Annotated in this window: 11 protein-coding genes and 1 pseudogene; 8 read left to right on the top strand and 4 right to left on the bottom strand. The window is 73.3% G+C overall.

Features of this window, described 5'->3' with window-relative positions; genetic code table 11:
* The first annotated feature begins 218 nt into the window (after positions 1-218).
* Both trxA and IF23_RS0123510 read left to right on the top strand, forming a co-directional pair.
* A complete protein-coding gene (trxA, locus tag IF23_RS0123515) occupies positions 219-602 on the top strand; it encodes a thioredoxin (RefSeq protein ID WP_030286841.1) in 384 nt (127 codons plus the stop codon).
* On the top strand, positions 599-1,189 hold the full coding sequence (locus IF23_RS0123510; RefSeq protein ID WP_030286839.1) for a histidine phosphatase family protein: 591 nt from the start codon (positions 599-601) through the stop codon (positions 1,187-1,189). The genes trxA and IF23_RS0123510 overlap by 4 nt, the downstream gene beginning before the upstream one ends.
* A 27-nt stretch (positions 1,190-1,216) precedes the next feature.
* Here the strand turns inward: IF23_RS0123510 and IF23_RS0123505 are convergent, their stop codons facing one another.
* The 4 genes from IF23_RS0123505 to IF23_RS0123490 form a co-directional block, all read right to left on the bottom strand.
* The gene (locus IF23_RS0123505) at positions 1,217-2,248 is read right to left on the bottom strand and encodes a rod shape-determining protein (RefSeq protein ID WP_030286837.1); all 1,032 of its coding nucleotides are present in this window, start codon (positions 2,246-2,248) and stop codon (positions 1,217-1,219) included.
* A gap of 148 nt (positions 2,249-2,396) precedes the next feature.
* Positions 2,397-2,912 (bottom strand): hypothetical protein, encoded by a 516-nt coding sequence (locus IF23_RS0123500; RefSeq protein ID WP_425423876.1) that lies wholly within the window; start codon positions 2,910-2,912, stop codon positions 2,397-2,399.
* 109 nt (positions 2,913-3,021) lie between these two features.
* Positions 3,022-3,675, bottom strand: coding sequence for a mycothiol-dependent nitroreductase Rv2466c family protein (locus IF23_RS0123495; protein ID WP_051739835.1), 654 nt, complete (start codon positions 3,673-3,675; stop codon positions 3,022-3,024).
* A gap of 111 nt (positions 3,676-3,786) precedes the next feature.
* Positions 3,787-4,218 carry a MarR family winged helix-turn-helix transcriptional regulator gene (locus IF23_RS0123490; protein WP_030286831.1) on the bottom strand — a complete coding sequence of 144 codons (432 nt, stop codon included), beginning with the start codon at positions 4,216-4,218 and terminating at the stop codon, positions 3,787-3,789.
* Positions 4,219-4,305: 87 nt separating this feature from the next.
* Between IF23_RS0123490 and IF23_RS0123485 the strand changes: the two genes are divergently transcribed.
* The 6 genes and pseudogenes from IF23_RS0123485 (at position 4,306) to IF23_RS0123450 (ending at position 12,777) form a co-directional block, all read left to right on the top strand.
* The gene (locus IF23_RS0123485; RefSeq protein ID WP_030286829.1) at positions 4,306-5,325 is read left to right on the top strand and encodes an NADP-dependent oxidoreductase; all 1,020 of its coding nucleotides are present in this window, start codon (positions 4,306-4,308) and stop codon (positions 5,323-5,325) included.
* 359 nt (positions 5,326-5,684) lie between these two features.
* Entirely contained in the window at positions 5,685-6,113 is a 429-nt protein-coding gene (locus tag IF23_RS0123480) for an organic hydroperoxide resistance protein (protein WP_030286827.1), read from the top strand.
* Positions 6,114-6,694: 581 nt separating this feature from the next.
* Positions 6,695-7,729 carry a LacI family DNA-binding transcriptional regulator gene (locus tag IF23_RS0123470; RefSeq protein WP_030286825.1) on the top strand — a complete coding sequence of 345 codons (1,035 nt, stop codon included), beginning with the start codon at positions 6,695-6,697 and terminating at the stop codon, positions 7,727-7,729.
* Positions 7,730-7,973: 244 nt separating this feature from the next.
* On the top strand, positions 7,974-9,737 hold the full coding sequence (locus IF23_RS0123465) for a sugar ABC transporter ATP-binding protein (RefSeq protein WP_030286824.1): 1,764 nt from the start codon (positions 7,974-7,976) through the stop codon (positions 9,735-9,737).
* Positions 9,730-11,723 (top strand): annotated as a pseudogene (locus tag IF23_RS35520) (ABC transporter permease/substrate-binding protein). Before IF23_RS0123465 ends, IF23_RS35520 begins: the two are co-directional and overlap by 8 nt.
* 127 nt (positions 11,724-11,850) lie before the next feature.
* On the top strand, positions 11,851-12,777 hold the full coding sequence (locus IF23_RS0123450) for a ribokinase (RefSeq protein ID WP_030286817.1): 927 nt from the start codon (positions 11,851-11,853) through the stop codon (positions 12,775-12,777).

Here is a 12,777-nt window from a genome sequence, read left to right as displayed (position 1 = left end):
ACGGTCCCGTTCGCGAGGCTTCCCGTCCCGCCCGGAGGGCGCCCGCCGGGTGTGCTGCGCGCCACGTCAACAGGGTGGGGCCGGGATGTCTAGGACGCCGTGCCCTGGGCAGGGGAGCGGGACGGTCCGACGTGCGGAATACGGTGCGGGGTGATCTCGTTGCCGCAGCTGGATACGGACCGGACATTCAGGTACAGAGCCGCAAGCAGGGAGCCCGCATGAGCACCGTAGAGCTGACCAAGGACAACTTCGACGAGATCGTCTCCGGCAACGACTTCGTCCTCATCGACTTCTGGGCCGAGTGGTGCGGCCCGTGCAAGCAGTTCGGCCCGGTCTTCGAGCGGTCCTCCGACAAGCACGACGACCTGGTCTTCGCCAAGGTCGACACCGAGGCGCAGCCCGAGCTGGCCCAGGCGTTCCAGATCCAGTCGATCCCCACGCTGATGATCGTCCGCGACAACATCGCCGTGTTCGCCCAGCCCGGCGCGCTGCCGGAGGCCGCCCTGGAGGACGTCATCGGTCAGGCCCGCGGTCTGGACATGGACGAGGTCCGTGCCTCCGTCGCCGAGGCGCAGCAGGCCGAGCAGGCGCAGGAGAAGTGAGCGAGCTGCTGCTGATCCGGCACGGCGAGACCGAGTGGAGCAGGGACGGCCGGCACACCAGCTGGACGGATCTGCCGCTCACCGCCGAGGGCGAGGAGCAGGCCCGCGCCCTGCGGCCGCTCCTCGCCCGGCGGCGGATCGCCGCCGTCCGCGTCAGTCCGATGGCGCGGGCCCGGCGCACCGCGGAGCTGGCCGGACTGGACGGCGCGCGGACCGACGACGGTCTGCGCGAATGGGACTACGGCGGCTACGAGGGCGTCTCCACGCCGGACATCCAGCGGGAGCGGCCGGACTGGTTCCTCTTCACCGACGGCGCCGTTCCGGGGCCCGACGGGCATCCCGGGGAGTCCCCCGAGGAGGTCGGGGCGCGCGCGGACGCGGTGCTGACGCGGGTGCTGCCGCTGCTGGAGCGGGGCGACGGGGACGTCGCGCTCGTCGCGCACGCGCATTTCCTGCGGGTGCTCACCGCCCGGCGGCTCGGGCTGCCGCCGTCCGCGGGGGCGCTGTTCACGTTCGGGACCGGCGCCGTCGGCGTCCTCGGCACCGAGCACGACCGGCCCGCCGTGGTGGCCTGGAACGCCCGGTAGCCCCGGCACGTACGGCCGGGCGCGGGGTCAGGGGGCCATCGGGTCGAGGTGCATCGGCTCGACCTTGCCCTCGATCATGGCGCCGAGCCCCTGGACGGCGCAGGTGTCGGGCCGGTCGGCGATGTGTACCGGCACCGTGGTCGCCTCCCGGATCATCGACTCCAGGCCCGGGATCAGCGCGCTGCCACCGGCCAGCATGATGCCGCGTTCGCCGAGGTCGGCGACGAGGTCGGGCGGGCAGCGGCGCAGCACCGCCCCGATGCCGTCCAGGATCGCCGTCAGCGGCGTCGCGATGGCGTGCCGGACCCGGTCGGTGTCCACCTGCACGCACCGGGTCGTCCCGCTGACGACGTCGCGGCCGTGCACCTCGGTCGGCCCGGAGGCGAGGCCGCCGGTGCTGGAGAGCATCAGATGCAGCGGCCGGACCGCGCGGCTGGCCAGGTGCACCTCGTGGTGCTGGCGCAGATGCTGGACGACGGCGTGGTCGATGGCGTTGCCGCCCACGGCCACGGTCTCCGCCGCCACGATCGACCCCAGGGAGAGCACCGCGATCTGTGTGGTGCCCGCCCCGCACACCACGATCATGGTCGCCTCGGGCTGCTCGACCGGCAGCCCGCAGCCGACCGCCGCGGCCACCAGTGTGTCGACCAGCTCCACGCGCCGCGCCCCCAGCCCGCTCAGCGTCTCCACCGCGGCGCGCTGCGCCAGCGGTTCGCTGCCGAACGGCTGGCAGACCGCGGCGCGCATCGTGGGGCGCCGCCGCCAGGTCCGGCGCAGCTTGTTGCCGACGAGATGGCGCAGCAGCCGCTGGGCCATGTCGATGTCGACCACCGTGCCGTTGGCGACCGGCCGGACGACCCGGATGTACTCCGGCGTACGGCCGTCCATCACCGCGGCGTCGCTGCCGACGGCGAGCAGCGCGCCGGTACGGACGTTCACGGCGGCCACCGTCGGCTCGTCGACGATCAGCCCCTGGTTCTTGAGGTAGACACGGGTGCGGGACGCCCCGATGTCGACGGCGACCGAGCAACGGCGCAGCTGGGCGAGGCTGATGGTCATGGAAGATTCCTCCCCTGTGGGCCGGTACGGACGGAGCGTCGTAAGGAGCACTCCCGGCCATCCTGTGGCGGCCGTCCGCCGTCTGCGCGTTGGGGAGGGCCGGTCGGGGGACGTACCGGCGCCCGCCGGAACGGGCCCCGCGGCGGCGTCAGCTCAACCGGCGCTGGAAGAGGCCCCAGGTGAACTCCAGGACCGCGGGGCGGAGTTCGCCCGCCGGTTCGGGGACGGTGGCGCGCAGGTTCCAGCGGTTCGGGGCGTCGCCCTCCAGGGGGCGGGCCGGGGCGAAGGCGCGGGCGGCCTCGTCGACGGTGCAGGACCAGGGGGTGAGGTCGTCGGCGGTGCGCAGCCGCGGGGCGGGGGCGCCGGGCGCGCGGACCAGCCAGGCGTTCCAGACGGCGCCGCCCGGGGCGGTCAGCACCTCGAACCGCAGCTCGGGCCAGAGCGGCACCGGCCAGCGCAGCGCCTCGCAGGTCAGATCGCCGATCCGCCGGGTGGTGACGGTCTCCGGCGTCCCGAGCAGCGCCCGGTAGGGCCGGGTCCCGGCGCGGGCCCCGGGCGCGTGCAGCCGGGCCTGCCACCGCTTGTTCGCCTCGCGCTGCCGGGCGCGGTCCACCCCCAGCTCGCGCAGCGCCGCCTCGACGAGCCCGGGCTGGTGGTCGGCCATCCGCCGCAGCAGCACGAGCTGCTGCGCTGCACGGACGGGCCCGGGACGTGACGGGGCGGGGGGGCGGGGGCGGCCCCCCCCCCCCCCCCCCCCCGCCCGCCCGGGGCCGTCAGCTGAAGTCGAACTCCCCGGTGCGGGTCCGCTTCAGCTCGAAGAAGCGGTCGTACCCCGCGAGCAGCCGGGCGCCGTCGAAGACCCGTACCGCGTCCTCGCCGCGCGGGATCGACATCAGGACCGGCCCGAAGAACGCGACCCCGTCGATGTGGATCGTCGGCGTACCGACGTCCTCGCCGACCGGGTCCATGCCCTCGTGGTGGCTGCGGCGCAGCAGCTCGTCGTAGCGGTCGGTCTCGGCCGCACCGGCCAGCGCGGCGGGCAGACCCACCTCGGCCAGCGCCTCCCGGATGACGTTCTCGGTGTCCTCGCGGGCCTCGTTGTGCAGCCGGGTGCCGAGCGCGGTGTACAGATCGCGCAGCACCTCCTCGCCGTGCCCGGCCGCCGCGGCGATACAGACCCGCACCGGGCCCCAGCCCGCGTCCAGCAGTTCCCGGTACTTCTCCGGCAGGTCCTCGCGCCCCTCGTTCAGCACGGACAGGCTCATGACCCGGAACCGCAGGTCCAGGTCGCGGTGGCGCTCGACCTCCAGGATCCACCGGGAGGAGATCCAGGCGAACGGGCAGATGGGGTCGAAGTAGAAGTCGACGGTGTGGCGGTCGCCCCCGGGCTGCGGGGTGCGGTCTTCCGGGGCGGTGATCTCGGTCATGGGCTCAGGCTATGCCGCGGCGCGGTGCGGCGCCCGGGCCGCTTTCCGCCCGTGGCGGCGGGCCACCGGGCGACGCCACCCGGCCGGGGCGGGACCGGCGCCGTGGGGCGCTCACTCCGGGGCGGTGCCGAGCATCCGCTGGAGCAGCTCCTTGAGCAGCGTGCGCTCGGTGACCGTCAGACGGCTCAGCGGCTCGCGCGCGAAGTGCAGCGACCCGCGCAGCGCCTCGGCGGTGCGTCTGCCCTCGTCCGTCGGCGCGGCCAGCTTCACCCGGCGGTCGGCGGGGTCGGGCCGCCGCTCGACCAGCCCGCGGGACTCCAGCCGGTCGACGATGCCGGTGATGTTGGACGGCTCGCACTTCAGGCGCTGCGCTATCCGCCGCATGGGGAGCGGCTCGGCGGACAGCAGGCCGAGCACCCGCGCCTGCGCGCCGGTGAGGGAGTGCTGCGACGCCGCGTGCTCGTACTCCTCGTGGTAACGGGCGACGACGGTGCCGATGAGATCGACGACCTCGACGGTCAGGTGGTCTGCGCGCGGAGTCATACCGCCAGGATACCCAATTGCTTGACAGCATGAAATATTCAGAGGCATGGTTGTTTCAGTTACTGAAGCATCAGGAAGGATCGCGTCATGTCCGCACTGCCCACGACCGGCCGTGAATGGCACCTCGTCGCCCGCCCGCACGGCTGGCCCACGCCGGACGACTTCGCCCTGCGCGAGGCAGCGGTGCCCGAGGTCGGCGAGGGCCAGATCCTCGTCCGCACCCGGCATTTCTCCGTCGACCCGTACATGCGCGGCCGGATGAACGACGTGAAGTCCTACGTCCCCCCGTTCCGGCTGGACCACCCCATGGACGGCGGCGCGGTCGGCGAGGTCATCGCCTCGCGCTCCAACGACGTGGCCGTCGGTGACCATGTGCTGCACGGCCGCGGCTGGCGGGAGTACGCCGTGCTCGACGCCGAGCACGCCGCCAAGATCGACCCCGCGCTGGCCCCGCTGAGTGCCTACCTCGGCGTGCTGGGCATGCCCGGGCTGACCGCCTACGCGGGCCTGCTGGAGGTGGCCTCCTTCAAGGAGGGGGACGCGGTCTTCGTCTCCGGTGCGGCCGGTGCGGTGGGGAGCCAGGTCGGCCAGATCGCCAAGCTCAAGGGCGCGTCCCGGGTGATCGGCTCGGCCGGTTCCGACGAGAAGGTCAAGCTCCTCGTGGAGGAGTACGGCTTCGACGCGGCGTTCAACTACAAGAACGGCCCGGTCTCCGAGCAGCTCAAGAAGGCCGCCCCCGACGGCATCGACGTCTACTTCGACAATGTCGGCGGCGACCACCTCGAAGCGGCCATCAGCTCCTTCAACGTCCATGGCCGGGCGGCGATCTGCGGCATGATCTCGATGTACAACGCCACCGAGCCCACCCCCGCCCCGCGCAACCTCGCGCTGGTCATCGGCAAGCGGCTCCGCCTCCAGGGCCTGCTGGTAGCCGACCACAGCGCGCTGCAGCCGCAGTTCGTCGAGGAGGTCTCCGCCTGGATCCGGTCCGGCGAGCTGAAGTACCGCGAGACCGAGGTCGTCGGCATCGAGAACGGCGCCGAGGCGTTCCTCGGCCTCCTCCGCGGCGAGAACACCGGCAAGATGATCGTGACCCTGGCCGACTGACCTGGGGGTGACCGGTTTGGGGCCGCCTGGTCCGGGGGCGACTGGCCCGGGGTCGCCGTCGTCCGACCGGCTCCGGCTCCCTTCGTGGGCGCTGCCCGGGCCCGTGTGCCGCAATGGTCGGCGTACGGGCCCGGGCCTGCGAGAGCGGCGGGCGGCGTACGGCCCCCGGCCTGCGGTTGCGGCGGTCGGCATGCCGGTGACCGGCCGGTCGTGGGCCGGTCCGGCGGGGAGCGGTCGACACCGCCGGTCGGCCTCGGCTTTACCGGCTCGTCACGCCATCCCTACGGGGGGACCGTTAGGCTCGGGGCAAGCCGTCGCGATCGTGGGCGCGAGTCGCGGCGAACCACAGGAGGATCCACATGTCCATCCAGCCGGTCGAGGTCGTCTACACCGCCGTCGCCACCGCCGAGAACGGCCGCGACGGCCGCGTCTCCAGCGACGACGGCAAGCTCGACGTCATCGTCAACCCGCCCAAGGAGCAGGGCGGCAGCGGCGCGGGCACCAACCCGGAGCAGCTGTTCGCCGCGGGCTACAGCGCCTGCTTCCAGGGTGCGCTCAGCGTCGTCGCCCGCCGGGAGAACGCCGACGTCTCGGGCTCCCGTGTCACTGCCCATGTCGGCATCGGCAAGACCCCGTCCGGCGGCTTCGGCCTCAAGGTCGAGATCTCCGCCTCGATCCCGAACGTCGACGCCGCCACCGCCAAGGACCTCATCGAGAAGGCCCACCAGGTCTGCCCGTACTCGAACGCCACCCGCGGCAACATCGAGGTCACCCTGACGGTCGCCTGACCCGTACCGCCGCCGCGCGGTCCCCGCACCCGCAACTCGCCGACGCCGCCGAGCAGTAGGACGGCAAGGCAGCGGGACAGCAGGGCAGCAGCCAAGTCTGAAGGCCGCTTCCGTATCCGTACGGGGGTGGCCTTCAGGTTTCCGGGTGGAGCGACGTGGCGTCAGTGGCCTTGCGTCGGACGGGAGTTGATGGAGGGAACTCAACCAGCCGCTCTGGCAACCGTCCTGACCTCCCGTCACTGGCGCACGAGTCTTCGTATGCGGCCGCAGTGCAAAGCCCGGACCCGCTCCCCGCCCCGTCAGTCCCGGTGTCGAAGCCCGGTGATCCCGGTGATCCCGGTGATCCCGGTGATCACCCAGCCGCGCGACCGCCCCGTCGGCCCCTTCCGAGTCCGCCTCTCGCCGGTGCACTCCGCCGCCCTCGCCCGGCCCCCGGAGGCTCCCGCGCCGCCTGAAGTGTCCGCCCTCACGTGATGCAGGCCACGCCGCAACCGTCTTGACGAAGTCCTTATGTAATCGATTTCGTATCCCCCAAGAAATCGATTACACGTCGATCGCACGCAGAGGATGGCAACGGCGCCATGGCGAACATCAAGGACGTGGCGGAACGGGCTGGGGTCTCGGTCGCCACCGTGTCACGGGTGCTCAACGGGAACAGTCCCGTGGCCGAGACCCGGGAGCGGGTGCTCGCCGCCGTGCGGGAGCTGGGGTACCGCCCCAACAACGTCGCCCGGGCCCTGCGCACCGCGCGGACCGGCACGCTCGGGCTGATCATCGGCGACCTCACCAACCCGTTCTTCACCGAGCTGGCCGACGCCGTCGAGGACGAGGCCCGCAGCCTCGGCTACAGCCTGGTCATCGGCAACGCCGGTGAACGCCCCGAGCAGCAGGACGACTACATCCGCACCCTCCTCGACCGGCAGATCGACGGGCTGCTGGTCAGCTCGGCGGGCACCGGTTCCGCGATGCTCGGCGAGGTCGTCACCTCCGGCACCCCGCTGGTGCTGCTCGACCGGATCGTGCCCGGCATCGACGCCCCGTGCGTCCGCGCCGACGGCCGGGAGGCCCTCACCGACCTCGCCGCACACCTCGCCGCCCTCGGACGACGCCGCCCCGCGATCATCGTGGCACCGGCCGGAACGCCCACCGGCGACGAGCGGCTGCGGCTGTTCCGTACCGCGCTCGCCGCACACGGCATCGCCCTCCCCGATGCCTGCGTCGGCGCCACCCCGGACCTCCAGCCCACCGGTGGCCGCGCCGTGATGCGTGCCTTCCTCGACCTTCCCGAGCCGCCGGACGCGGTGCTGGCCACCGACAACCTCATGGCGCTCGGCGCGATGGACGAACTGCGCGCACGGGGGCTGCGCATCCCCGAGGACATGGCGCTGGTGGTCTACGACGAGGTCCCGTGGTTCCGCCACGCCGCCCCGCCGCTGACCGCCATCGCCCAGCCCACCCGCGAGTTGGGACGGGCCGCGGTGCACACGCTGCTCGCCCGTATCGAGGGCCGGGAGGCCGAATCGGTGCTGCTCCCGGCGCGCCTGGTGACCCGCCACTCGTGCGGTGAACCGACCGGGAGCCGGGTGCCCGTGCCCAGCCCCGCCGATGCCGTATGAGCCGACCACCCCGCACCCTTCCGGGCTGACCGTCCGGGCGGCGGTCGGCGGATCGGAGCGTTCCGGCCACCCGCCGCGTCCCCGGGCGCCGTTCCGGGCAGACGCCGGGCGGGCGCCCGGCGGAACCCCGGAGGCACCACCCGGACCCGGCGCCCCCGGCGCGCCATCCGTCCACCCGTATCCCACCCCCACCACCCGAGCACGAGAAACCCGAGCACCACACCCGAGGAAGAGAGGGCAGCGCATGACCGGCGTCAAAGACGACGTACCGGGCGGCCGCGAACTGCTGCGCGTCGAGGGGGTGACGAAGTCGTTCCCCGGCGTGCGCGCGCTGGACGGCGTGGACCTGAGTCTGCGCTCCGGCGAGGTGCACGTCCTGCTCGGCGAGAACGGTGCGGGCAAGAGCACCCTGATCAAGATGCTCTCCGGTGCCCACCGCCCCGACCAGGGACGCATCCTCGCCGCCGGAGGCGCGGACGGCAGCGCCGACGGACTCCACGAGGTGCACATCCGCTCCGCCCAGGACGCGGAACGGATCGGGATCGCCACCATCTACCAGGAGTTCAACCTCGTCCCCGGGCTGACCGTCGCCGAGAACATCTTCCTGGGGCGGCAGCCGCGCACCGCGCTCGGACTCGTCGACCGGAAGACCATGCGGGCGCGCGCCGCCGAACTGCTGCGCCGGGTCCGCCTGGACATCTCCCCGTCCACCCCGGTCGCCGAACTGGGCATCGCCCGGCTCCAGATGGTGGAGATCGCCAAGGCGCTCAGCCTCGACGCCCGCGTCCTGATCATGGACGAGCCGACCGCGGTCCTCACCTCCGAGGAGGTCGAGACCCTCTTCGGCATCGTGCGGGAGCTGCGCGCGGACGGTGTGGGCGTCATCTTCATCACCCACCACCTGGACGAGATCGGCGCCCTCGGCGACCGCGTCACCGTCCTGCGCGACGGCCGCTCGGTCGCCGAGGTCCCGGCCACCACCGACGAGGACGAGCTGATCCGGCTGATGGTCGGCCGCGACATCTCCGAGCAGTACCCGCGCCAACGGCCCGACTCGCCGGGCGCGCCGCTGCTGCGCGTACGCGGTCTGACCAGGCACGGAGCGCGAGGCAGCAAGGGCGCACCGGCCCGTCCCGTCTTCGAGGGCATCGACTTCGAGGTGCGGGCGGGCGAGGTCGTCGGCCTCGCCGGGCTCGTCGGCGCGGGCCGTACGGAGGTCGCGCGGGCGCTCTTCGGCGTGGACCGCTACGACGCCGGGACCGTCGAGGTCGACGGCAAGGCGCTGGCCCCCGGTGACGTACGGGCGGCGATGCGCGCCGGGCTCGGCCTGGTGCCGGAGGACCGCAAGGGCCAGGGACTGGTCCTGGACGCCTCGTTGCAGGACAACCTGGTGCTGGCCCGGCTGGACCGGGACACCCGCGGCGGGCTGGTCGACCGGCGCGGTCAGCGGCGGGAGGCGGCCGCGGTCGCCGCGCAGCTGAAGGTCCGGATGAGCGGCCTGGGCCAGAGCGCCCGCACCCTCTCCGGCGGCAACCAGCAGAAGATCGTGATCGGCAAGTGGCTGCTGACCGAGACCCGGCTGCTCATCCTCGACGAGCCGACGCGCGGTATCGACGTCGGCGCCAAGGTCGAGATCTACCAGCTGATCAACGAGCTGACCGCGGCCGGCTGCGCGGTCCTGATGATCTCCAGCGATCTGCCCGAGGTGCTCGGCATGAGCGACCGGGTGCTGGTCATGGCCCAGGGCCGGATCGCCGGTGAACTCCCGGCCGGAGCGGCCACCCAGGACGCGGTCATGGAACTGGCCGTCCAGGCCCCGACCACCGGCAGCGGAACCCCCGCCGAGGCGACGGAGCCGACGGCCGACGGCCCCACCGAAGCGGCCACCGAGACGCCCACCAAGACGCCCACCGAGGCGGCCGCGGCGGCCGGGCCCGACCCGTCCGCCACCCCGCAGAACCCCATGAAAACCCCTGGTCAGAGCGCGATGGAGGGCTCCGATGACTGAGTTGCTGAAGACCCCGGAGGAGACCCCTCCGGCCCTGGACACGGGTCGCGGCGCCGCGCTCGGCGGATGGTTCACCCGGGCGGTCCTGAAGAACGGCCCGCTGGGCGGTCTGATCGCGCTCGTCGTGGTGATGGCCGTGCTGTCGAAGGACTTCCTCAACGGCCAGAACCTCCTCAACGTCGGCGTCCAGGCGTCCGTCACCGCGATCCTCGCCTTCGGCGTCACCTTCGTCATCGTCTCCGCGGGCATCGATCTCTCCGTCGGCTCGGTCGCCGCGCTGTCCGCCACCGTCGTCGCCTGGGCGGCGACCACCGAGGGACTGCCGGTGTGGTGCGCGGTCCTCCTCGGACTGGCGGTCGGTGTGGCCGCGGGGCTCGTCTCCGGCGCGCTCGTGGCGTACGGCAGGCTGCCCGCGTTCATCGCGACGCTGGCGATGCTGTCGGTCGGCCGTGGCCTGGCGCTGGTCGTCTCCGGCGGTACTCCCATTCCGTTCCCCTCCTCGGTCAGTGCGCTCGGCGACACCCTCGGCGGCTGGCTGCCGGTCCCCGTCCTCGTGATGATCGCGATGGGTCTGATCGCCGCGGTGGTCCTCGCCCGTACGTACACGGGCCGGGCGATGTTCGCGATCGGCGGCAACGAGGAGGCGGCCCGTCTCTCCGGCATCCACGTCAAGCGCCGCAAGCTCGTGATCTACGCGCTCTCCGGCCTGTTCGCGGCGGTCGCCGGTATCGTGCTGGCCGCCCGCCTCACCTCCGCGCAGCCGCAGGCGGCCTCCGGGTACGAACTCGACGCCATCGCCGCCGTCGTCATCGGCGGTGCCAGCCTCTCCGGCGGCTCCGGCAAGGCGTCCGGCACCCTCATCGGCGCCCTGATCCTCGCGGTGCTCCGCAACGGCCTCAACCTGCTGAGCGTCTCGGCGTTCTGGCAGCAGGTCGCCACCGGTCTGGTCATCGCCGTCGCCGTCCTCCTGGACACGCTGCGCCGCCGGAGCACCCGGTGAACGCCCGGCACGCGGCGGACGCGGGCCGCGGGACACGGCCCCGTACGGGACGGTCCGGCGCGGGCCGCCGGTGGGGCGTGCGGTGCGCGGCGCTCGCCGCGGCAGCCGGGCTGACGCTGGGGCTGGCGGGTTGCGACCGCGGTGGCGACACCGATCTGGGGCTCGCGCTCTCCACGCTCAACAACCCGTTCTTCGTCGGCGTCAAGGAAGGCGCCCAGGCGGAGGCGGACGCCCGGGGCCTGCACATCAACATCACCGACGCGCAGAACGACCCCACCCAGCAGATCAACCAGATGGAGACATTCACCAGCCAGGACGTCAAAGCCGCCGTCATCAACCCGGTCGACTCGGACGCGGCGGTACCGGCGGTCGGCGTCGCCAACCGGGCGGATGTCCCGGTCATCTCCATCGACCGCGGTGTCAACGGCGGCAAGGTCGGCTCGACGATCGCCTCCGACAACGTCGCGGGCGGCCGCCTCGCCGCGAAGACGCTCGCCGAATCGCTGCACGGTAAGGGCAAGGTGGCGTTCCTGGAGGGCCAGCCCGGGACGTCCGCGGCCCGCGAGCGCGGCCAGGGCTTCGAGGAGGGCATCAAGAAGTACCCCGGCATCCAGGTCGTCGCCCGCCAGCCCGCCGACTTCGACCGGACCAAGGGCATGGACGTGATGGCGAACATGCTCCAGGCCCACCGCGACATCGGCGGGGTCTTCGCGGCCAACGACGAGATGGCGCTCGGCGCGTCCAAGGCGCTCGGGGCCCGCTCCGGCAAGGACGTCAAGGTCGTCGCGTTCGACGGCACCCCCGACGGCGTGACGGCGGTGCGCAAGGGCACGCTGACCGCGACCGTCGCCCAGCAGCCCAAACTGCTCGGCAAGAAGGCGGTGGACTGGGCGCTCAAGGCCGCCCGCGGTGAGAAGCTGCCGGCCTCGGTGAAGGTCCCGGTGGTCCTGGTGTCGGCAAAGAACGCGGCATCGTTCGACGGCTGACCGGACCGCGGCCCACCCCGCCCGCGCGGTACGGGCCATGCGCGCCCGGTGGCCCACGAACCGCCACCGGGCCGCGCGGCAGGCAAGATTTTCAGGACGGACACGAGAGAGCGGAGCGGTGAAGGTGATGAGCGGAGCGGGGCGCGGGTACGACGTCCTGGTGGTCGGTTCGGCCAACGCGGATCTGACGGTACGGGTGGACCGGCGGCCCGGCGCGGGGGAGACCGTGCTCGGCTCCGACCTGGTGGAGTCGGCCGGTGGCAAGGGCGCCAACCAGGCCGCGGCGGCGGCCCGGATCGGTGGCCGGACCGCGCTGCTGGCCCGGGTCGGCGAGGACGCGTACGGCGAGCTGCTGCTCGCCGCGCAGCGTGCGGCCGGGACCGATGTGACGCCGGTCGTGGTCGACGCGGCGGCCCGCACCGGCACCGCGATGATCGTCGTCGGCCCGGACGGCGACAACAGCATCGTCGTCTCGCCCGGCGCCAACGCCGCGCTCACCCCGCAGGACGTCGCCGCCGCCCGGCAGACCGTCGCCGCTGCCACGGTGCTCTCCCTTCAGCTGGAAATTCCGATCGACACCGTGCGGGCGGCCGCCGGGACCGCCGAGGAGTGCGGCACCCGCGTCGTCCTCAACCCCTCCCCGGCGCCGGAGCGGCTGGACCCTGAACTCCTGGCGGTCGCCGACCCGCTGGTGGTCAACGAGCACGAGGCCCGCCGCCTCTCCGGCGCCGCCGACGGCACCCCGCAGGACTGGGCACACGCCCTGCGGGAGCTGGGCGCCCGCTCCGTCGTCATCACCCTCGGCGGGGACGGCGCGCTGCTGCTGGACGGGGCCGGTCTGCACGAGGTGCCGGGGGTCAGGGTCGACGTGGTCGACACGACGGGTGCCGGGGACGCCTTCACCGGCGCCCTCGCCACCCGCCTGGCCCGCGGCGACGGCCTGCCCGACGCCGCCCGCTTCGCCGTACGCGTCGGCGCCGCCGCCGTCACCAGGCCCGGCGCCCAGCCCTCCTACCCGACCCTCGCCGGCCTGGACGCCCTGCCGCACAGCTGA

The organism is Streptomyces catenulae (genome assembly GCF_000718015.1).
GTDB lineage: Bacteria > Actinomycetota > Actinomycetes > Streptomycetales > Streptomycetaceae > Streptomyces > Streptomyces catenulae.
This window is presented reverse-complemented; position numbering and strand designations above follow the sequence as displayed.

Bases quoted from the DNA above. Each gene is read 5' to 3' on its own strand.
- trxA (WP_030286841.1), top strand. From the start codon at position 219: ATGAGCACCGTAGAGCTGACCAAGGACAACTTCGACGAGATCGTCTCC.
- IF23_RS0123505 (WP_030286837.1), bottom strand. From the start codon at position 2,248: ATGACCATCAGCCTCGCCCAGCTGCGCCGTTGCTCGGTCGCCGTCGAC.
- IF23_RS0123500 (WP_425423876.1), bottom strand. From the start codon at position 2,912: ATGGCCGACCACCAGCCCGGGCTCGTCGAGGCGGCGCTGCGCGAGCTG.
- IF23_RS0123495 (WP_051739835.1), bottom strand. From the start codon at position 3,675: ATGACCGAGATCACCGCCCCGGAAGACCGCACCCCGCAGCCCGGGGGC.
- IF23_RS0123490 (WP_030286831.1), bottom strand. From the start codon at position 4,218: ATGACTCCGCGCGCAGACCACCTGACCGTCGAGGTCGTCGATCTCATC.
- IF23_RS0123485 (WP_030286829.1), top strand. From the start codon at position 4,306: ATGTCCGCACTGCCCACGACCGGCCGTGAATGGCACCTCGTCGCCCGC.
- IF23_RS0123480 (WP_030286827.1), top strand. From the start codon at position 5,685: ATGTCCATCCAGCCGGTCGAGGTCGTCTACACCGCCGTCGCCACCGCC.
- IF23_RS0123470 (WP_030286825.1), top strand. From the start codon at position 6,695: ATGGCGAACATCAAGGACGTGGCGGAACGGGCTGGGGTCTCGGTCGCC.
- IF23_RS0123465 (WP_030286824.1), top strand. From the start codon at position 7,974: ATGACCGGCGTCAAAGACGACGTACCGGGCGGCCGCGAACTGCTGCGC.
- IF23_RS0123450 (WP_030286817.1), top strand. From the start codon at position 11,851: ATGAGCGGAGCGGGGCGCGGGTACGACGTCCTGGTGGTCGGTTCGGCC.